The 25,457-nt window shown below is 59.8% G+C and carries 25 protein-coding genes and 1 tRNA gene; all 26 read left to right on the top strand.

Annotated features, from left to right (window positions below; all coding sequences use genetic code 11):
* The first annotated feature begins 151 nt into the window (after nucleotides 1-151).
* Complete coding sequence (gene pnp / locus ACUN0E_RS35555; protein WP_445569541.1) at nucleotides 152-2,299, top strand: polyribonucleotide nucleotidyltransferase; 2,148 nt, start codon at nucleotides 152-154, stop codon at nucleotides 2,297-2,299.
* A 201-nt stretch (nucleotides 2,300-2,500) separates the two neighbouring features.
* A complete protein-coding gene (locus ACUN0E_RS35550; protein WP_445569540.1) occupies nucleotides 2,501-3,517 on the top strand; it encodes an NAD(P)H-quinone oxidoreductase in 1,017 nt (338 codons plus the stop codon).
* Nucleotides 3,518-3,653: 136 nt separating this feature from the next.
* Nucleotides 3,654-4,433 (top strand): triose-phosphate isomerase, encoded by a 780-nt coding sequence (tpiA, locus tag ACUN0E_RS35545; protein ID WP_408234755.1) that lies wholly within the window; start codon nucleotides 3,654-3,656, stop codon nucleotides 4,431-4,433.
* Between the two features lie 82 nt (nucleotides 4,434-4,515).
* Nucleotides 4,516-4,893 (top strand): preprotein translocase subunit SecG, encoded by a 378-nt coding sequence (gene secG, locus ACUN0E_RS35540; RefSeq protein ID WP_091795823.1) that lies wholly within the window; start codon nucleotides 4,516-4,518, stop codon nucleotides 4,891-4,893.
* A 113-nt stretch (nucleotides 4,894-5,006) separates the two neighbouring features.
* Nucleotides 5,007-5,091 (top strand) — tRNA-Leu (locus ACUN0E_RS35535).
* 161 nt (nucleotides 5,092-5,252) lie between these two features.
* The gene (locus ACUN0E_RS35530; protein ID WP_007175615.1) at nucleotides 5,253-5,612 is read left to right on the top strand and encodes an NADH-quinone oxidoreductase subunit A; all 360 of its coding nucleotides are present in this window, start codon (nucleotides 5,253-5,255) and stop codon (nucleotides 5,610-5,612) included.
* A gap of 63 nt (nucleotides 5,613-5,675) precedes the next feature.
* Complete coding sequence (locus tag ACUN0E_RS35525) at nucleotides 5,676-6,155, top strand: NuoB/complex I 20 kDa subunit family protein (protein ID WP_006052903.1); 480 nt, start codon at nucleotides 5,676-5,678, stop codon at nucleotides 6,153-6,155.
* Nucleotides 6,156-6,175: 20 nt separating this feature from the next.
* Nucleotides 6,176-6,778 (top strand): NADH-quinone oxidoreductase subunit C, encoded by a 603-nt coding sequence (locus ACUN0E_RS35520; protein ID WP_408234758.1) that lies wholly within the window; start codon nucleotides 6,176-6,178, stop codon nucleotides 6,776-6,778.
* 9 nt (nucleotides 6,779-6,787) lie between these two features.
* Nucleotides 6,788-8,041 carry an NADH-quinone oxidoreductase subunit D gene (locus tag ACUN0E_RS35515; RefSeq protein ID WP_445569539.1) on the top strand — a complete coding sequence of 418 codons (1,254 nt, stop codon included), beginning with the start codon at nucleotides 6,788-6,790 and terminating at the stop codon, nucleotides 8,039-8,041.
* Nucleotides 8,042-8,172: 131 nt separating this feature from the next.
* Nucleotides 8,173-8,658 carry an NADH-quinone oxidoreductase subunit NuoE gene (gene nuoE / locus ACUN0E_RS35510; RefSeq protein WP_054034960.1) on the top strand — a complete coding sequence of 162 codons (486 nt, stop codon included), beginning with the start codon at nucleotides 8,173-8,175 and terminating at the stop codon, nucleotides 8,656-8,658.
* On the top strand, nucleotides 8,655-9,983 hold the full coding sequence (gene nuoF / locus ACUN0E_RS35505) for an NADH-quinone oxidoreductase subunit NuoF (RefSeq protein ID WP_408390076.1): 1,329 nt from the start codon (nucleotides 8,655-8,657) through the stop codon (nucleotides 9,981-9,983). The genes nuoE and nuoF overlap by 4 nt, the downstream gene beginning before the upstream one ends.
* Before the next feature lie 110 nt (nucleotides 9,984-10,093).
* Nucleotides 10,094-12,427 (top strand): NADH-quinone oxidoreductase subunit NuoG, encoded by a 2,334-nt coding sequence (gene nuoG / locus ACUN0E_RS35500; RefSeq protein WP_445569538.1) that lies wholly within the window; start codon nucleotides 10,094-10,096, stop codon nucleotides 12,425-12,427.
* Entirely contained in the window at nucleotides 12,428-13,492 is a 1,065-nt protein-coding gene (gene nuoH / locus ACUN0E_RS35495; protein WP_408234770.1) for an NADH-quinone oxidoreductase subunit NuoH, read from the top strand.
* A gap of 15 nt (nucleotides 13,493-13,507) precedes the next feature.
* Nucleotides 13,508-13,996 (top strand): NADH-quinone oxidoreductase subunit NuoI, encoded by a 489-nt coding sequence (nuoI, locus tag ACUN0E_RS35490; RefSeq protein ID WP_408213499.1) that lies wholly within the window; start codon nucleotides 13,508-13,510, stop codon nucleotides 13,994-13,996.
* A gap of 183 nt (nucleotides 13,997-14,179) precedes the next feature.
* Nucleotides 14,180-14,863: an NADH-quinone oxidoreductase subunit J gene (locus ACUN0E_RS35485; protein WP_408234773.1), complete on the top strand. Its 684-nt coding sequence runs from the start codon at nucleotides 14,180-14,182 to the stop codon at nucleotides 14,861-14,863.
* A gap of 20 nt (nucleotides 14,864-14,883) precedes the next feature.
* Complete coding sequence (gene nuoK / locus ACUN0E_RS35480) at nucleotides 14,884-15,189, top strand: NADH-quinone oxidoreductase subunit NuoK (protein ID WP_006052894.1); 306 nt, start codon at nucleotides 14,884-14,886, stop codon at nucleotides 15,187-15,189.
* A 17-nt stretch (nucleotides 15,190-15,206) separates the two neighbouring features.
* Nucleotides 15,207-17,279 (top strand): NADH-quinone oxidoreductase subunit L, encoded by a 2,073-nt coding sequence (gene nuoL, locus ACUN0E_RS35475; protein ID WP_408234775.1) that lies wholly within the window; start codon nucleotides 15,207-15,209, stop codon nucleotides 17,277-17,279.
* A 14-nt stretch (nucleotides 17,280-17,293) separates the two neighbouring features.
* Entirely contained in the window at nucleotides 17,294-18,784 is a 1,491-nt protein-coding gene (locus tag ACUN0E_RS35470) for an NADH-quinone oxidoreductase subunit M (RefSeq protein WP_445569537.1), read from the top strand.
* A 25-nt stretch (nucleotides 18,785-18,809) separates the two neighbouring features.
* Nucleotides 18,810-20,282: an NADH-quinone oxidoreductase subunit NuoN gene (nuoN, locus tag ACUN0E_RS35465; protein ID WP_445569536.1), complete on the top strand. Its 1,473-nt coding sequence runs from the start codon at nucleotides 18,810-18,812 to the stop codon at nucleotides 20,280-20,282.
* Nucleotides 20,282-20,578 carry a DUF2818 family protein gene (locus ACUN0E_RS35460; protein WP_408390085.1) on the top strand — a complete coding sequence of 99 codons (297 nt, stop codon included), beginning with the start codon at nucleotides 20,282-20,284 and terminating at the stop codon, nucleotides 20,576-20,578. The genes nuoN and ACUN0E_RS35460 overlap by 1 nt, the downstream gene beginning before the upstream one ends.
* A gap of 42 nt (nucleotides 20,579-20,620) precedes the next feature.
* On the top strand, nucleotides 20,621-21,205 hold the full coding sequence (locus tag ACUN0E_RS35455; RefSeq protein ID WP_445569535.1) for an NUDIX domain-containing protein: 585 nt from the start codon (nucleotides 20,621-20,623) through the stop codon (nucleotides 21,203-21,205).
* Nucleotides 21,206-21,545: 340 nt separating this feature from the next.
* Complete coding sequence (locus ACUN0E_RS35450) at nucleotides 21,546-21,794, top strand: hypothetical protein (protein ID WP_408234790.1); 249 nt, start codon at nucleotides 21,546-21,548, stop codon at nucleotides 21,792-21,794.
* Between the two features lie 51 nt (nucleotides 21,795-21,845).
* Nucleotides 21,846-22,370 (top strand): helix-turn-helix transcriptional regulator, encoded by a 525-nt coding sequence (locus tag ACUN0E_RS35445; protein WP_408234793.1) that lies wholly within the window; start codon nucleotides 21,846-21,848, stop codon nucleotides 22,368-22,370.
* Between the two features lie 249 nt (nucleotides 22,371-22,619).
* The gene (locus ACUN0E_RS35440) at nucleotides 22,620-23,045 is read left to right on the top strand and encodes a DUF1178 family protein (RefSeq protein WP_445569534.1); all 426 of its coding nucleotides are present in this window, start codon (nucleotides 22,620-22,622) and stop codon (nucleotides 23,043-23,045) included.
* Nucleotides 23,046-23,093: 48 nt separating this feature from the next.
* Nucleotides 23,094-24,290 (top strand): acyl-CoA dehydrogenase family protein, encoded by a 1,197-nt coding sequence (locus ACUN0E_RS35435; protein WP_445569533.1) that lies wholly within the window; start codon nucleotides 23,094-23,096, stop codon nucleotides 24,288-24,290.
* Between the two features lie 10 nt (nucleotides 24,291-24,300).
* Nucleotides 24,301-25,428 carry an acyl-CoA dehydrogenase family protein gene (locus ACUN0E_RS35430; RefSeq protein WP_445569532.1) on the top strand — a complete coding sequence of 376 codons (1,128 nt, stop codon included), beginning with the start codon at nucleotides 24,301-24,303 and terminating at the stop codon, nucleotides 25,426-25,428.
* Nucleotides 25,429-25,457: the final 29 nt, after the last annotated feature.

The following is a 25,457-nucleotide window of genomic DNA, read 5'->3' as shown; positions in this document are numbered from 1 at the left end:
GCTTCAGGGCAGAGCTTTGTGTCATTCCAGCGGTTCGCGCGCGTAGAGCGTGGTTCTCTGGAATGGCATAACACTACTCTCCCCATGCGGCGCCGGTCCTGGCGTTGCCGCGCCGCTTCTGGTCCGCGCGGCATTACGAAGAGGAAAAGCAATGACTATGTTCAATAAGATCGTCAAAGAATTTCAGTGGGGCCAACATAAGGTTCGCCTCGAAACGGGCGAAGTCGCTCGTCAGGCAGGCGGCGCGGTGATCGTCGACATCGAAGACACCGTCGTGCTGGCTACTGTGGTCGGCGCCAAGACCGCCAAGCCGGGTCAGGACTTCTTCCCGCTGACCGTCGATTACCTCGAAAAGACCTACGCTGCAGGCAAGATCCCCGGTGGTTTCTTTCGCCGTGAAGGCCGTCCGTCGGAAGGTGAAACGCTGACCTCGCGCCTGATCGACCGTCCGCTGCGTCCGCTGTTCCCGGAAGGCTTCTACAACGAAGTCCAGGTCGTGATTCACGTCCTGTCACTGAACCCCGAAATTCCCGCTGACATCCCCGCGCTGATCGGCGCGTCGGCGGCGCTCGCTATTTCCGGTTTGCCGTTCAACGGCCCGGTCGGCGCAGCACGCGTGGCCTACATCAACAACGAATACGTGTTGAACCCGACGCGTCCGCAGATGAAGGAATCGGCACTCGACCTGATCGTCGCCGGTACGGAACGCGCGGTGCTGATGGTGGAATCGGAAGCACAGCAACTGACCGAAGAAGTGATGCTCGGCGCAGTGGTGTTCGGCCACGACCAGATGCAGGTCGCGATCGACGTGATCCACGAACTGGTTCGCGAAGGTGGCAAGCCGGAATGGGACTGGAAGCCGGCCGCCAAGAACGAGCCGCTGATCGCACGCGTGTCGGAACTGGCGCAAGCCGATCTGCTCGCCGCTTATCAGATCCGTGACAAGCAAGCGCGTTCGGCCAAGCTGAAGGAAGTCTACGCAGCGACGTCGGCCAAGCTGGAAGAAGAAGCCGCGGCAGCCGGCACGGTTGCGGCAGACAAGGCTAGCGTCGGCAATGTGCTTTTCGACATCGAAGCAAAGATTGTCCGTACGCAGATCCTGAACGGCGAACCGCGTATCGACGGCCGCGACACGCGCACTGTGCGCCCGATCGAAATCCGTACCGGCGTGCTGCCGCGTACGCACGGTTCGGCCTTGTTCACGCGTGGCGAAACGCAGGCAATGGTGGTCGCAACGCTGGGCACGAAGGGCGACGAGCAGAACATCGACGCGCTCGAAGGCGAGTACCGCGAACGCTTCATGCTCCACTACAACATGCCTCCGTTCGCGACCGGCGAAACGGGCCGCGTCGGTTCGCCCAAGCGCCGTGAAATCGGTCACGGCCGTCTGGCCAAGCGCGCGCTGGCTGCTTGCCTGCCGAGCGCCGACGAATTCGGCTACTCGATCCGCGTCGTGTCGGAAATCACTGAATCGAACGGTTCGTCGTCGATGGCGTCGGTGTGCGGCGGCTGCCTCGCGCTGATGGACGCCGGCGTGCCGATGAAGGCGCACGTCGCCGGCATCGCGATGGGCCTGATCCTCGAAGGCAACAAGTTTGCCGTGCTGACCGACATCCTCGGCGACGAAGATCACCTCGGCGACATGGACTTCAAGGTGGCCGGTACGGAACAAGGCGTGACCGCGTTGCAGATGGACATCAAGATCCAGGGCATCACCAAGGAAATCATGCAGGTCGCCCTCGCGCAAGCGAAGGAAGGCCGTATGCACATCCTCGGCAAGATGACCACGGCGGTGTCGGGCGCGAACACGGTGCTGTCGGACTACGCACCGCGCATGATCACCATCAAGATCAACCCGGAAAAGATCCGCGACGTGATCGGCAAGGGTGGTTCGGTGATCCGCGCGCTGACCGAAGAAACCGGCACGACGATCGATATTTCGGACGACGGCGTCGTCACCATCGCGAGTACCAGCAGCGAAGGGATGGCCGAAGCGAAGAAGCGTATCGAGAACATCACGCTGGAAGTCGAAGTGGGTCAGGTGTATGAAGGCACCGTGCTCAAGTTGCTCGACTTCGGCGCGATCGTCAACATTCTGCCGGGCAAGGACGGTCTGTTGCACATCTCCGAAATCGCCAACGAGCGTATCAAGGACATCAACGACTACCTGAAGGACGGCCAGCAGGTGAAGGTCAAGGTCATCCAGACGGACGAAAAGGGCCGCGTGCGTTTGTCGGCCAAGGCGTTGCTGAACGACGCCTCGAACGGTGCGCCGCAAGGCGAACCGACGCCGCAGTAATGCGGTAGCAGGGCGACGGCCGGCAGCGCGAATGCGCGCCGGCCGTTTTTCATGAGGGGTGCAGGGTGGATTGCGTTGCAACGCAGGTGCAAACCGGCACAAGCGGGTACTCTGTTTGCGTGAAGCGCTTCGTCGCAGTTCAGACGATTTTCGCCGCTTCGTACGAGTAGGCAACGCAATCCAATCTTGGAGTTGACGCAGATGAAAGCGATCGAAATCACCGAATTCGGTGCGCCTGAAGTCCTCAAGCTGGCGGAGCGGCCCACGCCGCAGCCGAAAGCGGGCGAGGTGCTGATCAAGGTGGCGGCATCCGGCATCAACCGTCCGGACGTGTTCCAGCGCAAAGGCGGCTATGCGCCGCCGCCGGGTGCGTCGGATCTACCGGGGCTGGAAGTGGCGGGCGAGATCGTCGGCGGCACTATCGACGAGAAGAACAATCCGTTCGGCCTGAAAGTGGGTGACCGCGTATGTGCATTGCTCGCGGGTGGTGGTTACGCCGAATATGCGACCGCGCCGCTGTTGCAGTGCCTGCCGGTGCCTGGTGGTTTGTCGGACGTCGAGGCGGCTTCGCTGCCGGAAACATTCTTCACGGTGTGGAGCAACGTGTTCGACCGTGCGCAACTCGGCAAGGGCGAAGGCGCGCCGAACGAGACCCTGCTGGTGCAGGGCGGTTCGAGCGGTATCGGCGTGACGGCGATCCAGATCGCGCACGCGCTGGGTTTTCGCGTGTTCGCTACGGCCGGGTCGGACGAAAAGTGCCGTGCCTGCGAAGCGCTGGGCGCCGAACGTGCGATCAACTACAAGACTGAGGATTTCGTCGAGGTCATCAAGTCGCTGACGAACGATCGCGGCGTTGATGTCATCCTCGACATGGTGGCGGGCAGTTATGTGCCACGTGAGCTGACTGCCTTGGCCGACGGCGGCCGCATCGTGCTGATCGCCTTGCTGGGCGGTGCGAAGGCGGAACTCAATCTGAACGAGGTGCTGCGCCGCCGTTTGACGGTGACGGGTTCGACATTGCGCCCGCGTCCGATCGAGTTCAAGGCGAAGATCGCCGCGCAATTGAAAGAGCGCGTGTGGCCGCACCTCGAAGATGGCCGCATCAAGCCGGTGGTGCACGGTGTGTTTCCGGCCGCGCAGGCCGCTGAAGCGCACACGCTGATGGAAAGCAGCACGCACGTTGGCAAGATCGTGCTGACTTGGGGTCAGGACGCTTGACACGCTTGGTTTGACGCGGTCGGTTTGACCCGATCCACCCCACGCAGTAAAATTGCGCGTTTTGCGCACGCCGCATGAATCCGAAAGGCGGGCTTTTAGGCGCAAACCAGGCCCGCCGCCAAGACAAGACGAGACGATGTCGAAACAACGAGCCAAGCTGGTAGTCGGTAACTGGAAGATGCACGGGCGCCTTGCCGAGAACGCAACGCTGTTGCGGGCGGTGGCGCAAGGCGCGGGCGAATTGCCGGCCGATGTACGCGTTGGTGTCTGTGTGCCGTGCCCTTATCTCGCGCAGACTCAATCGTTGCTGGAAGGCAGCAAGGTCGTGTGGGGCGTGCAGGATGTTTCCGCGTTTACGCATGGGGCCTATACCGGCGAAGTGGCCGCGCAGATGGTGGTGGATTTCGGCGCCACGCTTGCGATCGTTGGACACTCGGAGCGCCGTGCCTACCATCGTGAAAGCGCAGAGTTGGTTGCGGTGAAGACGCAGCGTGCGCTGGAAGCGGGTTTGACCCCGATCGTATGTGTCGGCGAAACGCTCGAAGAGCGTGAGGCCGGCTCGACCGAGCAGGTGGTCGGCGCACAATTGGATGAAGTGCTGGCGAAATTGTCGGCGGAAGAGGCGGCGCGTATCGTTGTCGCATACGAGCCGGTGTGGGCGATCGGCACGGGCAAGAGTGCTACGTCGGACCAGGCGCAAGCGGTGCATGCGTTCCTGCGTTCGCGTCTTGCGGTAAAGGGCGCGGCGGTAGCGGATGTGCCGGTGTTGTATGGCGGCAGCGTGAAGCCGGAGAACGCGGAAGAATTGTTCCGCCAGCCGGATATCGACGGTGGCCTGATCGGCGGCGCGTCGTTGAAAGACCAGGATTTCCTGGCGATCTGCAAGGCGGCCGGCGCGATCAGCGTCGCCAGTTAAGCAGGGCGCCTCGGCGAGGATGACCCAATCCCGCGCGGCACACTTTGTGTGGCGCGGTTAAATAAAGACTCAGGTGAGTGTGATGCTGTATTTGAAAACATTGATTATCGTCGTTCAGCTGTTGTCGGCACTCGGGGTCATCGGCCTTGTGTTGTTGCAACACGGCAAAGGCGCCGATATGGGCGCTGCTTTTGGTAGCGGTGCATCGGGCAGCCTGTTCGGCGCGACCGGTTCGGCAAACTTTTTGTCGCGTACCACGGCCGTGCTCGCAGCCGTGTTTTTTGTAACAACGTTGACGCTCACCTACCTCGGTGCGTATCGTGCAAAACCGTCCGCAGGCCTGCTGGGCGCGGCTGTAACTGCTCCGGTTGCGGCTTCCGCTGCGTCCGCTCCGGCGGGTGGTTCGGCTGTATTGCCGGCATCCGCTGCATCTGTCCCCGCGACAGATGTGCCGAAATAAATTTTTCGTTCAAAGTGCTTTTGTGCGTTGAACAAACTGTTTAGACCAGTTACAATCTTAGTCTTGAAGCGATTCGCGGGTTTTATAAGTTGTTTTCCCGGATTGCATACAGTGCCGACGTGGTGAAATTGGTAGACACGCTATCTTGAGGGGGTAGTGGCGAAAGCTGTGCGAGTTCGAGTCTCGCCGTCGGCACCAAATGTTATCTAAATGCCAGCCGCTTGCTTCGCTTCGGCTGGCATTTTCACTTCTGACGCGCGGCTTGCGTTGAGCTTGCGGCATGTGCGTTGCCAAAGTGATTTCGCGTCAGGAGTGCTATGCTCTTGGCGGCATTCAGAACCAACCGATAGAGGATAGTCTTGAACCTCGCAGCCTATTTCCCCGTCTTGTTGTTCCTCATTGTGGGCACCGGTTTAGGCGTAGCACTGGTCAGCATTGGCAAGATCCTCGGTCCCAATAAACCCGATACCGAGAAAAACGCACCATACGAGTGCGGCTTCGAAGCATTCGAAGATGCGCGCATGAAGTTCGACGTGCGCTACTACCTCGTCGCCATTCTCTTCATCATTTTCGACCTTGAAACCGCGTTCCTGTTCCCGTGGGGAGTGGCCCTGCGCGACATTGGCTGGCCTGGCTTCATGGCAATGATGATTTTCCTGCTCGAATTCCTGTTGGGCTTTGCCTATATCTGGAAGAAAGGCGGCCTCGACTGGGAATGATGGATTAATCGCCGGTTTGCGTGGGTGGCCAAGGCTTGCCGCCCCGTCTGGAGTGGAAAGCAAATGAGTATCGAAGGGGTCTTGAAGGAAGGGTTTGTCACCACTACGGCAGACAAACTGATCAACTGGACGCGCACCGGCTCGTTGTGGCCGATGACGTTCGGTCTCGCGTGCTGCGCGGTCGAGATGATGCATGCGGGCGCTGCCCGTTATGACCTTGACCGTTTCGGCGTGGTGTTTCGTCCGAGTCCGCGTCAGTCGGACGTGATGATCGTCGCCGGCACGCTGTGCAACAAGATGGCGCCAGCTCTGCGCAAGGTCTACGATCAGATGGCTGAGCCGCGCTGGGTGATTTCGATGGGCTCGTGCGCGAACGGCGGCGGCTATTACCACTATTCCTATTCGGTGGTGCGCGGCTGCGATCGGATCGTACCGGTCGACGTCTACGTGCCGGGTTGCCCGCCTACTGCGGAAGCGCTGGTGTATGGCGTGATCCAGTTGCAGGCCAAGATCCGCCGCACCAACACAATCGCCCGTCAATAAGGCAAGGCCTTCCCCACAATATGGCAAGCAAACTCGAGACCCTGAAAGCGAACCTCGAGGCGGCCTTTGGCGGCCTCCTGTTGAGCACCACCGAAGCAATCGGTGAGTTGACGATCGTCGTGAAAGCGAGCGATTACATCAACGTTGCAACGCGTCTGCGCGACGATCGCACGCTCGGCTTCGAGCAGTTGATGGATTTGTGCGGCGTCGACTATCAGACTTACGCCGATGGCGCATACGACGGCCCGCGTTTCGCGGCCGTGCTGCATTTGCTGTCCGTGCAGAACAACTGGCGTCTGCGCCTGCGCGTGTTCGCCCCGGACGACGAAGTGCCGATCGTCGCATCGGTTGTCGATATCTGGAGTTCGGCCAATTGGTACGAGCGCGAAGCATTCGACCTGTACGGCATCGTCTTCGAGGGTCACCCGGACCTGCGCCGCATCCTGACCGACTACGGTTTCATTGGTCACCCGTTCCGTAAAGATTTTCCTGTCTCCGGCTACGTCGAAATGCGTTACGACCCGGAAGAGAAGCGCGTCGTCTATCAGCCTGTGACGATCGAGCCGCGGGAAATCACGCCGCGCGTGATCCGCGAGGATCGCTATGGCGGTCTGAAACACTAAGAGAACGCCATGGCAGAGATCAAGAACTACACGCTCAACTTCGGCCCTCAGCATCCGGCAGCGCACGGTGTGCTGCGCCTCGTGCTCGAACTCGACGGCGAAGTCATCCAGCGCGCCGATCCGCACATCGGCCTGCTGCATCGCGCGACCGAAAAGCTCGCGGAAACCAAAACTTTCATCCAGTCCGTGCCGTATATGGACCGCCTCGACTACGTGTCGATGATGGTCAACGAGCACGGCTACGTGATGGCGATCGAAAAGCTGCTCGGTATCGAAGTGCCGATTCGCGCGCAGTACATCCGGGTGATGTTCGACGAAGTCACGCGCGTGCTGAACCACCTGATGTGGATCGGCGCACACGCGCTCGACGTCGGCGCGATGGCGGTGTTCCTGTATGCGTTCCGCGAACGTGAAGACCTGATGGACGTGTACGAAGCAGTGTCCGGCGCACGGATGCACGCGGCTTACTACCGTCCGGGCGGTGTCTATCGCGATCTGCCTGACGCAATGCCGCAATACAAGGCATCGAAGATTCGCAATGCGAAGGCCTTGTCGCGGATGAACGAGAACCGTCAAGGTTCGCTGCTCGACTTTATCGACGATTTCTTTACGCGTTTCCCGAAGTGCGTCGACGAATACGAAACGCTGCTCACCGACAACCGGATCTGGAAGCAACGTCTGGTCGGCATCGGTGTGGTCACCCCGGAACGCGCGCTGAACCTCGGTATGACCGGCGCGATGCTGCGCGGCTCGGGTATCGAGTGGGATCTGCGCAAGAAGCAGCCGTATGAAGTCTACGACAAGATGGATTTCGACATTCCGGTCGGCGTGAATGGCGATTGTTATGACCGATATCTGGTTCGCGTCGAAGAAATGCGCCAGTCCACGCGGATTGTGAAACAGTGCATTGATTGGTTGCGTAAGAATCCGGGTCCGGTGATGGTCGACAATCACAAGGTCGCGCCGCCGTCGCGTGTCGGCATGAAGTCGAACATGGAAGAGCTGATTCACCACTTCAAGCTCTTCACAGAAGGCTTCCATGTGCCGGAAGGCGAGGCATACGCCGCGGTCGAGCATCCGAAGGGCGAGTTCGGTATCTATCTGATCTCGGACGGCGCGAACAAGCCGTATCGCCTGAAGATTCGCGCACCGGGCTATGCGCACCTGTCCACGCTCGATGAAATGGCGCGTGGTCACATGATCGCTGACGCCGTGACGATCATCGGTACGCAGGACATCGTGTTCGGCGAAGTGGATCGCTAGGACGTATTCATCGGCGCGCGTCTTCAGCTTGTACCGAAGCACGCGTCAAGCACAGGAACGCCGGGTCTGTCGCAGTATGGTTCAAGCGACGGGTTTTCGTTCGGTAGGAATTGAAAGAGTCGTGTCTGAAAATGATCTCAGCTGAAGGCCTGAAAGAAATCGATCGTGCGATCGCGAAGTATCCCGCCGATCAGAAACAGTCCGCCGTGATGTCGGCGCTGGCTACTGCTCAGGAAGAGCATGGCTGGCTGTCGCCCGAACTCATGCAGTTCGTTGCGGACTATCTCGGCATGCCGGCGGTCGCCGTGCAGGAGGTGGCTACCTTCTACACGATGTACGAGACCTCGCCGGTCGGCAAGTACAAGATCACGCTCTGCACGAACCTGCCGTGCCAGCTCGGCCCGGACGGCGGCTCCGACAGCGCCGCTGAATATCTGAAGCAGAAGCTCGGCATCGACTTCGGCGAAACCACGGCTGACGGCAAGTTCACCTTGAAAGAAGGTGAATGCATGGGCTCGTGCGGCGATGCGCCGGTGATGCTGGTGAACAACCATCGCATGTGCAGCTTCATGAGCCGCGCGAAGATCGACCAGCTGCTCGAGGAACTTTCGAAATGACGTCTTTACACGATCGTCACATCAAACCGCTGATTCTCGCCGGCCTGAACGGCGACAACTGGCATCTCGAAGACTATGTGGCGCGCGGCGGTTACGCCCAACTGCGCCGCATTCTGGAAGAAAAGATTCCGCCCGAGCAGGTGATCGCCGACGTCAAGGCGTCGGGTCTGCGCGGCCGTGGCGGTGCAGGTTTTCCGACCGGTCTGAAGTGGAGCTTCATGCCACGTCAGTTCCCGGGCCAGAAGTACCTCGTCTGCAATTCGGACGAAGGCGAACCGGGCACGTTCAAAGACCGCGACATCCTGCGTTTCAATCCGCATTCGCTGATTGAAGGCATGGCCATTGGCGCGTACGCAATGGGCATCACGGTCGGTTACAACTATATTCACGGCGAAATCTGGGAAGTCTACAAGCGCTTTGAAGAAGCGTTGGACGAAGCCCGTCGCGCCGGGTTCCTCGGCGACAACATCATGGGTTCGGGCTTCTCGTTCGAACTGCATGCGCACCACGGTTACGGCGCCTACATTTGCGGCGAAGAAACCGCGCTGCTCGAATCGCTCGAAGGCAAGAAGGGCCAGCCACGCTTCAAGCCGCCGTTCCCGGCGAGCTTCGGCGTCTATGGCAAGCCGACCACGATCAACAACACCGAGACGTTCGCTGCGGTGCCGTTCCTGCTCGCAATCGGTCCGCAGAATTACCTCGAAATCGGCAAGCCGAACAACGGCGGCACGAAGATTTTCTCGATCGCAGGCGACGTCGAACGTCCGGGCAACTATGAAATTCCGCTCGGTACCCCGTTCGCGACGCTGATGGAACTGGCCGGCGGCATGCGCGGCGGCAAGAAGATCAAGGCTGTGATTCCTGGCGGCTCGTCGGCACCGGTGATTCCGGGCGAAATGATGATGCAGACGGACATGGACTACGACTCGATCGCCAAGGCGGGTTCGATGCTCGGTTCCGGCGCGGTCATCGTGATGGACGAGACGCGTTGCATGGTGCGCTCGTTGCTGCGTCTGTCGTATTTCTATTATGAAGAGTCGTGCGGTCAGTGCACGCCGTGCCGCGAAGGCACCGGCTGGCTGTATCGCGTTGTGCATCGTATCGAACACGGGCTTGGCCGTCCGGAAGATCTGGATCTGCTGAACTCGGTTGCTGAGAACATCATGGGCCGTACGATTTGCGCGCTCGGCGATGCAGCGGCTATGCCGGTTCGCGGCATGCTCAAGCATTACTGGGACGAATTCGAATATCACGTCGCCCACAAGCAGTGCCTCGTCGGCGGTCACGCCGGTGCGGCAGCGGCGTCTGAAACAGTGGCTGCCTAAGTACGCCAGATAGCGCACCAGAACACGTCATCCGCGGGATTCATCGCCTGAAACAGGCGATGAGAACGGCGAACGATTGAGCGGTAACAGGTTAAGGAAGATTGACCATCATGGTTGAACTTGAAATAGACGGCAAGAAAGTAGAGGTGCCTGAAGGCAGCATGGTGATCCAGGCTGCGCATAAGGTCGACACGTACATTCCTCACTTCTGCTATCACAAGAAGCTGTCGATTGCGGCCAACTGCCGGATGTGTCTGGTCGATGTCGAAAAAATGCCGAAGGCCGTGCCCGCATGCGCCACGCCGGTGTCGGCGGGCATGATCGTGCGCACCAAGTCCGAGAAGGCGGTGAAGGGCCAGCAAGCCGTGATGGAATTCCTGCTGATCAATCACCCGCTGGATTGCCCGATCTGCGATCAGGGCGGTGAGTGTCAGTTGCAGGATCTGGCCGTGGGCTACGGCAAGTCGGCATCGCGCTATAGCGAAGAAAAGCGTGTGGTGTTCCACAAGAACGTCGGCCCGCTGATTTCGATGGAAGAAATGTCGCGCTGCATCCATTGCACGCGTTGCGTCCGTTTCGGCCAGGAAGTGGCCGGCGTGATGGAACTCGGCATGCTGGGCCGCGGTGAACATTCGGAAATCACGTCGTTCGTGGGCAAGACGGTCGACTCCGAACTGTCGGGCAACATGATCGATCTGTGCCCGGTCGGCGCATTGACCAGCAAGCCGTTCCGTTACAGCGCCCGCACGTGGGAACTGTCGCGCCGCAAGTCGGTGAGTCCGCACGACTCCGTCGGCGCGAACCTCGTGGTGCAAGTGAAGAACAACCGCGTGATGCGTGTTCTGCCGTTCGAAAACGAAGCCATCAATGAATGCTGGATTTCGGACAAGGATCGCTTCTCGTACGAAGGTTTGAACAGCCCGGAACGTCTCACGCAGCCGATGCTCAAGCAGGGCGGCAAGTGGGTCGAGACCGACTGGCAAACCGCGCTTGAATATGTGGTCAAGGGTTTGAAGGGCATCAAGGGCGACCACGGCGCGAACGCGCTGGCTGCGCTCGGCAGCGCCCACAGCACCGTCGAAGAACTATTCCTGCTGAAGCAGCTCGCGCAAGCGGTCGGTACGCCGAACGTCGACTTCCGTCTGCGTCAGTCGGATTTCTCCGCACCCGTCAACGGTGCACCGTGGCTCGGTACCACGATTGCCGACCTCTCGAACGTCGACGCCGCACTGGTAATCGGTTCGGATCTGCGTCGCGATCATCCGCTCTTCGCCGCGCGTCTGCGTCAAGCTGCCAAGAGCGGTACGAAGCTCACGCTCGTGCAAGCTACAAACGACGACGCGCTGATTCCGCAAGCGCAGCGTGTCGTTGCCGCGCCGTCGGCATGGCTCGACGCACTGGCCGGCATCGCTGGCGCGGTCTCGGAAGCAAACGGTGTGGCACTGCCGGAAGCCTTCGCCGGCACGCAACCGACGGACGCCAACAAACAGGTCGCGAAGTCGCTTGCCACCGGCGAACGCCGTGTGGTGTTGCTCGGCAACGGCGCGGTCCGTCATCCGGACTTCGCTGCGATTCACGCCACGGCGCAATGGATCGCAGACGCGACGGGCGCAACGTTGGGCTTCCTCACCGAAGCCGCCAACACGGTCGGCGCGCATCTCGTGAACGCATTGCCGGGCGAGGGCGGTTTGAATGCTCGCGAAGTGTTCGAGCAACCGCGCAAGGGTTATGTGCTGCTGAACGTCGAACCTGAGTTCGACACGGCCAATCCGGTGCAGGCTTTGGCCGCGCTGAAGCAGGCTGAAATGGTTGTTGTGATGTCGCCGTTCCAGACAGGCGCCGATTATGCAGACGTGCTGCTGCCGATCGCACCGTTCACGGAAACGGCTGGCACGTTTGTCAACGCCGAAGGTACCGTGCAGACATTCAACGGCGTCGTGCGTCCGCTTGGCGATACACGTCCGGCATGGAAGGTTTTGCGTGTATTGGGCAGCCTGCTGGGCGTGCCTGGCTTCGAATTCGACACGTCGGAAGAAGTGCGCACGGCGGCTCTTGGCGATGGCGATCTGGTCTCGCGTCTGTCGAACAGGACGGGCGTTGCGGTTGCGCGCGGCAAGGCGGTGAAGGCAGCGGAAGGCAAGTTCGAGCGTATCGCCAACGTGCCGATTTATCACGCCGACGCGCTGGTGCGTCGTGCTGAATCTCTGCATCTGACGGCAGCGGCGCGCGCAGCGAATTCGGTCGGTCTGCCGGCTGCACTGTTCGACAAACTGGATTTGAAGGAAGGCGACGCAGTGCGCGTGCGCCAGGGCGAGCAATCGGTGCAGTTGCCGGCCGTGCGCGACGCAAATCTTGCGGAGACGGTCGTCCGCGTATCGGCGGCTACGCCTGCCGGTGCAGCGCTGGGCAGCCTGTTCGGTGAACTGGTGGTGGAGAAGGCGTAAATGAGCTTGTTCGATACGATCAACTCGGGCGGCACCCAGCTTCTCGGTGTGGCATGGCCCACGGTGTGGGCACTGGTGCGCATCCTGGTGGTGGCCGTCGTGATCCTGCTGTGCGTGGCTTACCTGATTCTGTGGGAGCGTAAGCTGATCGGCTGGATGCACGTGCGTCTCGGTCCTAATCGCGTTGGCCCCGCAGGTTTGCTGCAGCCAATCGCCGACGTGCTGAAGCTGTTGCTGAAAGAAGTGATTCAGCCGGCGCAGGCCAGCCGCTGGATCTACCTGATCGCGCCGATCATGGTGGTGGTGCCGGCCTTTGCGGTCTGGGCGGTGATTCCGTTCCAGGCTGGCGCGGTCCTCGGCGACATTAACGCCGGTCTGCTTTACGCGATGGCGATCTCGTCCATCGGTGTGTACGGCGTGATTCTGGCGGGCTGGGCGTCGAACTCGAAATACGCGTTCCTCGGCGCCATGCGCGCGGCCGCCCAAATGGTCTCGTACGAAATTTCGATGGGTTTCGCCCTCGTCGTCGTGCTGATGACCTCGGGCAGCCTGAATCTGTCGGACATCGTCGGTTCGCAGGAGCGCGGTATTTTCGCCAGTTACGGCCTGAACTTCCTCTCGTGGAACTGGCTACCGCTGCTGCCCATGTTCGTCGTGTACTTCATCTCGGGCATCGCCGAAACGAACCGTCACCCGTTCGACGTGGTGGAAGGGGAGTCGGAAATCGTCGCGGGTCACATGATTGATTACTCGGGGATGGCGTTCGCGCTGTTCTTCCTCGCCGAGTACATCAACATGATCGTGATCTCGGCATTGGCTGCAACATTGTTCCTCGGCGGCTGGAGCGCACCGTTCGGTTTCCTGTCGTTTATCCCGGGCATCTTCTGGCTGGTGCTGAAGGTTTTCTTCCTGTTGTCGGTATTCATCTGGGCGCGTGCTACGTTCCCGCGCTATCGCTATGACCAGATCATGCGTCTGGGCTGGAAGATTTTCATTCCGGTTTGCGTGGTGTGGCTCATCGTGGTCGGTTTCTGGATCATGTCGCCGTTGAATATCTGGAAATAAAGGGCGGATGAACCCATGACCGCAATCCAAAACTTTTTCAAGACCTTCTTCCTGACGGAGCTGCTCAAAGGCCTCGCGTTGACCGGACGTTACACGTTCAAGCGCAAGGTGACGGTGCAGTTCCCGGAAGAGAAGACTCCGATTTCGCCGCGTTTCCGCGGCCTGCATGCGCTGCGACGCTATGAAAACGGCGAAGAACGCTGCATCGCCTGCAAGCTGTGCGAAGCGGTGTGCCCGGCGCTCGCCATCACGATCGAATCGGAAACCCGTGCGGACAACACGCGCCGCACGACGCGTTACGACATCGACCTGACCAAGTGCATCTTCTGCGGTTTCTGCGAAGAAAGCTGCCCGGTCGATTCGATCGTCGAGACGCATATTCTCGAATATCACGGCGAAAAGCGCGGCGACCTGTACTTCACGAAGGACATGCTGCTGGCCGTGGGCGATCGCTACGAAGCGGAGATCGCTGCGAGCAAGGCAGCCGACGCACCGTATCGTTGAAGCGCTTCTGTTGAAGCAGTAAATGCGGCAGTAAATGAAGCAGTAACACGGCCTGTTGTCGGGCCGAGCGCCGCGGTCTGACCGCCGCGGCACGGCGCACCTGTGCAGTTGTTCTGGCCGTTTTGCCAGACGCACGTGCCAAAGAACAATGCCTGACGATGGCCTAACGATGAACCGGTAATCATGGAATTCACGACCGTACTGTTCTACATCTTCGCACTGCTCCTGGTGGTTTCAGGGCTGAAGGTGATCACCTCGCGCAACCCGGTTTCGTCCGCACTGTTTCTGGTGCTGGCGTTCTTCAACGCAGCCGCGATCTGGATGCTGCTGCAGGCCGAGTTCCTCGCGATCCTGCTGGTGCTGGTGTATGTCGGCGCGGTGATGGTGCTGTTCCTGTTCGTCGTGATGATGCTGGACATCAACATCGACGTGCTGCGCAAAGACTTCAAACGCTTCGTGCCAATGGCCACGCTGGTGGGCGCGATCATCGTGATCGAGACCGCGCTGATCCTGTGGCACGGCTACGGCGCGACTGCCACGGCGCTGCGCGACACCACGGCTGCCGCGAACGGTATGGCCGACTGGTCGAACACCCGCCTGATCGGCAAGGTCATCTACACCGACTACATCTTCGCGTTCGAAGTCGCCGGCCTTGTGCTGCTGGTGGCGATCATCGCGGCGATTGCGCTGACCACGAGCCACAAGAAAGACAGCAAGCGCCAGAACATCGGCGACCAGGTCAAGGTGCGTGCTCAGGACCGCGTGCGTATCGTGAAGATGGCATCTGAAAAGACCGCGGCAACTGTCGCGGCGGAAGAAGCCGCAGCAGCGGCAGCGGCCGACTCGGCACCCGCCAAGAACAGCTGAGCGGACAGGAGATAGAAATCATGTTGACCCTTGCTCATTACCTTGTCCTCGGCGCGATCCTGTTTGCGATCAGCATCGTCGGCATTTTCCTGAACCGTCGCAACGTCATCATCATCCTGATGGCGATCGAACTGATGCTGCTGGCGGTGAACACCAATTTCGTCGCGTTCTCGCATTACCTCGGCGACGTGCACGGTCAGATCTTCGTCTTCTTCGTGCTGACGGTTGCAGCAGCTGAAGCCGCGATCGGACTCGCAATTCTGGTGACCCTGTTCCGTAGCCTCGACACGATCAATGTCGAGGACCTCGATCAGCTCAAAGGTTAATTTCAGGTAAAGCGGTTATGTCAACGATACTCAATGAAAACCTGCTGCTGGCGATCCCGCTGGCACCGCTGGCCGGCTCGCTGATTGCGGGGCTGTTCGGAAAAGCGGTAGGGCGAGCCGGTGCGCACTCGGTTACGATCCTCGGCGTCGCGATCTCGTTCATCCTCTCGGCCATCGTCTTCTTCCAGGTGATGGACGGTGCGAGCTTCAACGCCACTGTTTATAACTGGATGCAAATCGGCCAGACGAAGTTCGAGGTCGGCTTCCTGGTCGACTCGCTGACGGCGATGATGATGTGTGTGGTGACCTTCGTGTCGCTCATGGTGCACATCTACACGATCGGCTATATGGCCGACGACGACGGCTACCAGCGCTTCTTCTCGTACATCTCGCTGTTCACGTTCTCGATGTTGATGCTCGTGATGAGCAACAACTTCCTGCAACTGTTCTTCGGTTGGGAAGCGGTGGGCCTGGTGTCGTACCTGCTGATCGGTTTCTATTTCACGCGTCCGACGGCGATTTACGCGAACATGAAGGCGTTTATCGTGAACCGCATCGGGGACTTTGGTTTCCTGCTCGGTATCGGCCTGCTGTTCGCGTTCGCCGGATCGATGAACTACGGCGATGTGTTCGCGAAACGCACCGAACTCGCCGCATTGAGCTTCCCGGGCACGGACTGGGGTCTGCTGACGGTTGCCTGTATTTGCCTCTTCATCGGCGCGATGGGTAAGTCGGCGCAGTTCCCGCTCCACGTCTGGCTGCCGGATTCGATGGAAGGCCCGACACCGATCTCCGCACTGATTCACGCGGCAACCATGGTGACGGCCGGTATCTTCATGGTGACGCGCATGTCGCCGCTGTTCGAACTGTCGGACACGGCGTTGTCGTTCGTGATGGTGATCGGTGCGATCACGGCGCTGTTCATGGGTTTCCTCGGGATTATCCAGAACGACATCAAGCGCGTGGTGGCTTACTCGACACTGTCGCAGCTCGGTTACATGACGGTCGCACTCGGTGCATCGGCCTACTCGGTCGCCGTGTTCCACCTGATGACGCACGCGTTCTTCAAGGCGTTGCTGTTCCTTGGCGCGGGTTCCGTGATTATCGGCATGCACCACGATCAGGACATCCGCAACATGGGCGGCCTGCGCAAGTACATGCCGATTACCTGGATCACGTCGCTGGTCGGTTCGCTGGCGTTGATCGGTACGCCGTTCTTCTCCGGCTTTTACTCGAAAGACTCGATCATCGACGCAGTGAAGCTGTCGCATCTGCCGGGTTCGGGTTTCGCGTACTTCGCGGTGGTGGCGAGCGTGTTCGTCACTGCGCTGTACTCGTTCCGTATGTACTTCCTGGTGTTCCACGGCAAGGAACGTTTCCGCGATCCGAAGCATCCGGAATCGCCGATGGGCATCGAAGCGGCCGCGCACGCGCATGACGGTCACGGCCATGACGCGCACGGCCATGGTCACGGGCACGACGACCACGCACACGAGCCGCATGAAACGCCGTGGGTGGTGTGGCTGCCGCTGGTGCTGCTGGCGATCCCGTCGGTGGTGATCGGTGCGATCGGTGTCGGCCCGATGCTGTTCGGTGATTTCTTCCAGCATGGCGTGGCGTTCGACAAGGTGATCTTCATCGGCGCAAACCATCCTGCGGTGCAGGAGATGACTGAAGAATTCCACGGCTGGGCGTCGATGGGTCTGCACTCGGTCTCAGGTCTGCCGGTGTGGCTGGCGCTCGCAGGTGTCGTGGTCGCGTGGTTCCTGTACCTGGTTCGTCCTGATCTGCCGGCTGTCATCAAGCGCGCGTTCGGTCCGATCTACACGCTGCTCGACAACAAGTACTACATGGACAAGATCAACGAAGTCGTGTTCGCGCGGGGCGCCGTGGCAATTGGCCGTGGTCTCTGGAAGGAAGGCGACGTCGTGGTCATCGACGGTATCGTCAACGGTAGCGCGCGCTTTATCGGCTGGTTTGCCGGCGTGATCCGCTTCCTCCAATCCGGTTACATCTACCACTACGCGTTTGCCATGATTATCGGCATGTTGGGGCTCCTGACCCTGTTTGTAACGCTCGGCGGCAAATAAGGCGAGGGACACTAATGCACGCTTATCCGATTCTCAGTATTGCGATCTGGTTACCGATCCTCGTAGGTCTCCTGGTCCTCGCTATCGGTTCCGACCGGAACCCGGCTCCGGCGCGCTGGATTGCGCTGATCGGCTCGGTCGTCAGCTTCCTCGTGACGATCCCGCTGATTACTGGTTTTGATTCGAGCACCGCCGATCTGCAGTTCGTCGAAAAGGCGAACTGGATCGAGCGTTTCAACATCACGTATCACCTGGGTGTCGACGGTATCTCGATGTGGTTCGTCGTGTTGACCGCATTGATTACGGTGATCGTCGTGATCGCCGCGTGGGAAGTCATCACGAAGAACGTGGCGCAGTACCTCGCTTCGTTCCTGATCCTGTCCGGCATCATGGTCGGCGTGTTCAGCGCGGCGGACGGCATGCTGTTCTACGTGTTCTTCGAAGCGACGCTGATTCCGATGTACATCATCATCGGGGTGTGGGGTGGGGCGAACCGCGTGTATGCGGCGTTCAAGTTCTTCCTGTACACGCTGATGGGCTCGCTGCTGATGCTGGTCGCGCTGCTTTACCTGTACATTCAGACCGGCACGTTCGATCTGGCTACATGGCAGAACGCGCAGATTGGCATGACGCCGCAGATATTGATATTTATAGCGTTCTTCATGGCCTTCGCCGTGAAGGTACCGATGTGGCCGGTTCACACGTGGTTGCCTGACGCGCACGTGGAAGCGCCAACCGGCGGCTCGGTCGTGCTGGCCGCGATCATGCTGAAGCTGGGCGCCTATGGTTTCGTGCGCTTCTCGCTGCCGATCGCGCCGGACGCGAGCCATTTCCTGGCGCCTGTTGTCATCACGCTCTCGCTGATCGCAGTGATCTACATCGGCCTGGTTGCGATGGTGCAGGCCGACATGAAGAAGCTGGTCGCGTATTCGTCGATCGCGCACATGGGTTTTGTGACCCTCGGCTTCTTCATCTTCAACCAGCTCGGCATGGAAGGCGCGATCGTGCAAATGATCTCGCACGGCTTCGTGTCGGGCGCGATGTTCCTGAGCATCGGCGTACTGTATGACCGTATGCACTCGCGTCAGATCGCCGATTACGGTGGCGTCGTCAACGTGATGCCGAAGTTCGCGGCGTTCGTGATGCTGTTTTCGATGGCCAATTGCGGCTTGCCGGGTACTTCCGGTTTTGTCGGCGAGTTCATGGTGATTCTGGCTGCTGTCCAGTACAACTTCTGGATCGCAGGCGGCGCGGCAGTCACGCTGATTCTCGGTGCGGCCTACACGCTGTGGATGTATAAGCGGGTGTACTTCGGCGCGATCGCCAACGATCACGTGAAGAGCCTCGTGGACATCAACCGTCGCGAGTTTTTCATGCTGGCAGTGCTCGCTGCACTGACGCTGTTCATGGGCCTGTATCCGAAGCCCTTTACCGATGTGATGCACGTATCCGTGGAAAACCTCCTCTCCCACGTCGCGCAGTCCAAGCTGCCGTTGCCACAGTAATGCAGAGCGGAGGAATTTAAAGATCATGCAAAACGCCCCTATGACTGTTCTGTTACCCGACGCACTGCTGATGCTCGCCGTTGTGCTCGCGTGGCTCAACGACACGTTCGTCGGCCAGGCCGGTCGCCGTACCACGTATTTCATCGCGTTCTTCTCGACGCTGATTGCCGGCATCTGGTTCGCGGTGAACGCGTTCGATCCTCAGGTGCACTACTTCTTCGGTCACATGTATGTGGTGGATTCGTTCGCCAGTGTGATGAAAGCGGTGGTGACGCTCGGCTATGCCGTGTCGATCGTTTATTCGCGCCGGTACCTCGAGGATCGCGGGCTGTTCCGCGGTGAATTCTTCCTGTTGGGCATGTTCTCGTTGCTCGGTCAGCTCGTGATGATCTCCGGCAACAACTTCCTGACGCTGTATCTCGGTCTGGAACTGATGTCGCTGTCGTTGTACGCTGCGATCGCACTGCGTCGTGACGCAGCGCCGTCGAATGAAGCGGCAATGAAGTACTACGTGCTTGGGGCGCTGGCTTCCGGCTTCCTGCTGTACGGCATTTCGATGCTGTATGGTGCAACCGGTTCGCTCGACCTGAACGAAGTGTTCAAGGCGATCGGCACGAGCCACTACGATCCGAGCGTGTTGCTGTTCGGCGTGATCTTCATCGTAGCAGGCGTGGCGTTCAAGATGGGCGCGGTGCCGTTCCACATGTGGGTGCCTGACGTGTATCAGGGCGCTCCGACGGCCATGACGCTGATGGTCGGCGGCGGCCCGAAGGTGGCGGCATTTGCGTGGGGCCTGCGTTTCCTCGTGATGGGTCTGCTGCCGCTGGCGGTCGAATGGCAGGAAATGCTGGTGATCCTGGCGGCGCTGTCGCTGATTGTCGGCAACATCACCGGTATCGTGCAACGCAACGTCAAGCGGATGCTCGCATATTCGGCAATCTCGAACATGGGCTTCGTGCTGCTCGGTCTGCTGTCCGGCGTGGTCGACCACAAGACCACGGGAGCTGCCAACGCGTACGGCTCGGCGATGTACTACAGCATCGTCTACCTGATTACAACGATGGGCACCTTCGGCGTCATCATGCTGTTGGCTCGCCGCGATTTTGAAGCTGATACGCTCGAAGATTTCAAGGGCCTGAATCAACGCAGCCCGGTGTTCGCCTTCGTCATGATGGTGATGATGTTCTCGCTCGCCGGCATCCCGCCCGCGGTCGGCTTCTACGCCAAGCTCGCGGTGCTGCAGGCAACCATGAATGCCGGTTTGACCTGGCTGACTGTGCTGGCTGTGATCACGTCGCTGTTCGGTGCGTTCTACTACCTGCGTATCGTCAAGCTGATGTACTTCGACGAACCGCAAGACAAGTCGCCGATCCTCGCCGACACGAGCACGCGTGCCTTGCTCGCGCTCAATGGGGTTGCCGTGCTGGTGCTCGGTATCGTGCCGGATCCGCTGTTGAAGGCCTGCCTGCAGGCTATCCAGCACACGCTGCTGCTCTGATGTCGGCTGCGGGTTGGTTTATCGTGTTGTTGGCGCTGGTCGGCGCCAACCTGCCGTTCCTGAATCAGCGTCTCTTCGCCGCTGTGCCGTTGAAAGCGGTGAAGAAGAGCGCCTGGATCCGGATAGCCGAATTGATCGTGCTGTACTTTGTGGTCGGCGCGTTCGGTTTTCTGCTGGAAGCACGCGCGGGTAACCGCTTCGAACAAGGGTGGCAGTTTTACGCGATCACGTTCGCCTTGTTCATCGTGTTTTCATTCCCCGGCTTTACCTTCCAGTATCTCGTCAAACGTCGCTGACGGCGCCTCGCCGTCGCGCACCACGCTGTCCTGAGGTCGCATATGGCTGAACTTCCCGATCACGATGCCGCGCTCACCGAGACCTGTCTCGAGAGCAAAACGATCCATCAAGGGCCGTTCCTGACGCTCAAGTGCGATACCGTCCGCTTGCCCGACGGTAAGCAGGCCACTCGCGAGTACGTTCAGCATCCGGGCGCCGTGATGGTGATTCCGCTATTCGACGACGGCCGCGTGTTGCTGGAAAGCCAGTACCGCTATCCGATGGGCAAGGTCATGGTCGAGTATCCGGCGGGCAAGCTCGATCCGAACGAAGGCGCGCTGGCTTGCGCGAAACGTGAGCTGCAGGAAGAGACCGGCTATACGGCGCGTGAATATGTTTATCTGACGCGCATTCATCCGATCATTTCCTATTCGACAGAATTCATCGATATTTACCTGGCGCGCGGGCTGACTGCCGGCGAGCGTAAGCTCGACGACGGCGAATTTCTCGAACTGTTCACGGCGTCTGTTGCCGATGTATCCGAGTGGGTGCGCACCGGCAAGATCACCGACGTGAAAACCGTTATCGGCACGTTCTGGCTGGAGAAAGTGTTGTCGGGTGCCTGGCCAATGGCTGAGCCGCAATAACGCGCTTCGTTCGGAACGCAGTGTGTGCGCGGCTCGCGCATGAGCTGGGAAGTTTGCAAAAAGTCCCTGTTGGTCGACGACCGGCGGGGGCTTTGTCATTGCGGGCACGATATCGATTCAATGGACTCTCCGATGTCTGGAAAATGGATTCCCGTCCTATGCCATCTGACAGTCTCGCCCTATGGCTGTTGCCGATCTAGTATCGACGTCTGGCAGCAGAGTTTTGTTATCTCGTTTATTTTGGATAACGAAGGGTATGAGATGAATTCGATTGCGGCTGCGAGCACGCGAGGTTGTCACTTGACAACCTCGCGTGCTCGTACTAAATTGGAGGATATAGATGGTTCGAGGAATCCATTCCAAGAAAGAGGTCGAGGCCGCGCTGGCTTATGCGGAAAGAAACGGCTGGCGTGTCCAGGCCGGCGGTAAAGGCCACGCTTGGGGAAAGATGTACTGTCCTTACAACGACACGGAATGTCGGTGCGGCGAGTTCTGCATCTCGAGTGTGTGGAGTACGCCGAAGAATCCCGGTAATCACGCCAAGCACCTGAGGCGCATCGTCGACAACTGCACGACACGCCGGCAGTAAAAGTGTTTGAAGGGCAAACAGGCCGGAGCTGAATGAAGGTAGGAGTAGCTTATGGAATATGTGTTCACCCTGAAGTACCGCCTCGCTGCGGAAGATTGCGATCTTGACGAGATTGTCGAGCGCCTGGGCGAAGCCGGATGCGACGATGCCACGATCGGTGTGGGGCAGCCGGGGCGCATTGCGCTGGTTTTTGCTCGCGAAGCAGCGTCGGCGTTCGAGGCGCTTGTCAGCGCACTCAAAGATATCAAGCAAGCCGTGCCGTCTGCGCGTCTTGTCGAGGCGGGGCCGGATTTCGTCGGCCTCACGGATGTCGCAGAGGTAGCGGGCGTGTCGCGGCAAAACATGCGCAAGCTGATGCTGAGCCACGCAATCGACTTTCCGCCGCCGGTTCACGAGGGTAGTGCGTCCGTGTGGCATCTGTCGGACATCCTTGACTGGCTGACTGAGCGTGGCGGGTATGACATCAAGGCGGACGTATTCGACGTCGCGAAATCGGCCAAGCAGATCAACCTTGCCAAAGAGGCGCTCAAACTCGAGCCGCGGCTTAACCGCCGACTCGAATTCCTTGTGGCATAAAAGGGGCGCGACGGCAAGCGCGTCAATCCTTGAACTGCATCCAATCGGCGCACCCTTTCATCTGTGGATTCGGTGTGCCGTTGTTAGTTGGGCTATCTTCGGCAGTCCGTTGCGCAAAGCGTTAAAATCGCCCACCGCGTTCGATTTGTCGGCAACGCTTGGTGTCAACGCGCCGTCCGTAAAAATTTACGAACGACCGTTCACAAATTTCCATTTTGCGCTAAACTGGCACGCAAGCCCTGATTCCACATGAAGGTCCTCGATTTACAGTGCCCGCATGGCCATCGGTTCGAAGGCTGGTTCGCTTCGGCTGATGAATTCGAGTCGCAGCAGTCCCGCAAGCTCGTCGAATGTCCGATCTGCGGTGCGAACGAAGTGAGCCGTTTGCCGTCGGCGCCCCGACTGAATCTGTCGGGCGTGACTGCTACGAAAGTCCCTGCAAGCATGGGGGACATGCAGGCGCGTGTGATGCGCGCATTGCGCGAGGTACTGGAAAAGACCGAGAACGTGGGCGACCGCTTCGCTGAGGAGGCACGGCGCATTCACTACAACGAAGCGCCTGCACGCAATATTCGCGGTGTCACGACACCAGAAGACGCGCAAGCCTTGGTCGAAGAAGGCATCGAAGTGATGCCGCTGCCGGTCCCGGCTGCCTTGAAGGAACCGCTGCAATAGCGCAGTGGCTCACTGGCAGCGGGCGGCTGCGGCCAGGAGACACGACGCATGAATCTGGACTATTCCCCCGCTGACGACGCGTTCCGCGCCGACATCCGCGCCTGGCTCGAAGCAAATCTGCCTCGCGAGCTGAGCGAAAAAGTACTCAACCACAAGCGTCTGAACCGCGAAGACTTCGCGGGCTGGCACAAGCTGCTCGGCACGCGCGGCTGGTCTGTCATCGCGTGGCCGAAAGAATACGGTGGCCCTGGCTGGGACGCGACCCAACGGCATATCTGGGACGAAGAGTGCGCCCGTATCGGTGCGCCGTCCGTGTTGCCGTTCGGCGTCGCGATGGTGGCGCCTGTGTTGATGAAGTACGGCAATGAGGCGCAGAAGCACCACTATCTGCCGCGCATTCTCGACGGTACAGACTGGTGGTGTCAGGGCTATTCCGAACCTGGCTCCGGTTCCGACCTGGCCTCGCTGCGCACGCGTGCCGAGCGCGCTGGCGATCACTATGTGGTCAACGGTCAGAAAACCTGGACCACGCTTGGCCAGTACGCCGACATGATGTTCTGCCTCGTGCGTACCGACAGCGGCGCGAAAAAGCAGGAGGGCATCTCGTTCCTGCTGATCGATATGAAAACGCCAGGTATCACTGTGCGTCCGATCATCACGCTCGACGAAGACCACGAAGTCAACGAAGTGTTCTTCGAGGACGTGAATGTGCCGGTCGAAAATCTGGTCGGCGAAGAGAATCGTGGCTGGACCTATGCAAAGTACCTGCTCGGGCACGAGCGCACCGGCATCGCGCGTGTCGGGCAATCGAAGCGCGAACTCGTATTTCTGAAGCGCCTCGCGCTGGATCAGCGCAAGAACGGCAAACCATTGCTGCAAGATCCGGTGTTCGCCGCGAAAGTCGCGAGCCTTGAGATCGAATTGATGGCACTCGAAGTCACCGTGCAACGCGTGGTCGCCAATGAAACGGGCGGACGTGGGCCGGGGCCGGAAGCCTCGATGCTCAAGATCAAGGGCACGGAAGTGCAGCAAGCGCTGACCGAACTGATGTTCGAGGCAATCGGACCGCTCGCCGCACCGTTCGACGTGCCATTCCTTGAAGGCGAACGCGAACATAGTCTCGCCGGTGACGATGACGCCGCGCCGCTGGCCGCGTACTACTTCAACTTCCGCAAGACGTCGATTTACGGCGGCTCGAACGAAATTCAAAAGAACATCATCGCGCAGATGATTCTCGGACTCTGAGGAGCGGCGCATGGACTTCACTTTCAACGACGAACAACAGCAATTCGCTGACGCACTGCGCCGCTATCTGGACAAGAGCTACGGGTTTGAAGCGCGCCAGGCGATCGTGCAAACGGAATCCGGTGTGTCGGATGTGCACTGGGCAGCCTTCACCGAACTGGGTCTGACCGCCTTACCGGTGCCCGAAGCGCAGGGTGGCTTCAACGGCAGCCCGATCGACATGCTGGTGGTCATGCAGGAGCTTGGCCGTGCTTTGGTGGTCGAGCCGTATTGGGCGACCGCGGTGGGTATCGAAGCGCTACGGCTTGCGGGCAAGGGGCAGGGCGAAGACGCGTCGCTGCTTGAACGCGCGGCTCAGGGCGAAATCAGGCTCGCAGTGGCATTTCACGAACCGCACGCACGCTACGATCTGTTCGAGGTCGAGACAGCTGCGAGCGGGCAGCGCGAACAGCAGACATTGAGCGGCACGAAGTCGGTGGTGCTGCACGGCGCGCAAGCGGATTACTGGATCGTGCCGGCACGGTTGAATGGCGAGATCGCGCTCTTTATCGTCGCCCGCGATGCGGCCGGCGTCAAGGTCACTGACTACCGCACAATCGACGGCCAGCGCGCCGCGACACTCAAGTTCGATAGCACGCCGGCACGTCAGCTCGCCGGCAAACACGCCGGCGCGGCAGCGCTCGAGCACATCGCAGACTACGGCACGGTATTGCTGTGTGCGGAAGCGGTCGGCGCGCTTGACGCACTGAACCACGCCACGGTCGAGTACACGAAAACGCGCCAGCAGTTCGGCCAGCCGATCGCGCGTTTTCAGGCGTTACAGCATCGCATGGTCGAAATGTTGATTCATGCCGAGCAGGCGCGTTCGGTCACTTATCTGGCGGCCATGCGTTACGCCAGCGTGGACGCTGACGAACGTCGCCGCGCGGTCTCGGCGGCGAAGGTGCGGGTCGGTCAGGCCGCGCGTTTCGTTGGTCAGCAGGCGGTCCAATTGCACGGCGGCATGGGTGTCACGAACGAAGTCGCGGCGGCGCATCTTTTCAAACGTCTTGCTATCATCGAAACCACATTGGGCGATGTCGATCACCATCTCGCGCGGTTCGCCGCGCTGCCCGGTTTTGTCTCTGCCGAAGCTTGATCAGCCGGTCGAATCGGATAAGAAAGAGG

The organism is Paraburkholderia sp. D1E (genome assembly GCF_052682275.1).
Note: the sequence above shows the minus strand (reverse complement) of the source record. Positions and strands in the feature narration are given on the sequence as shown.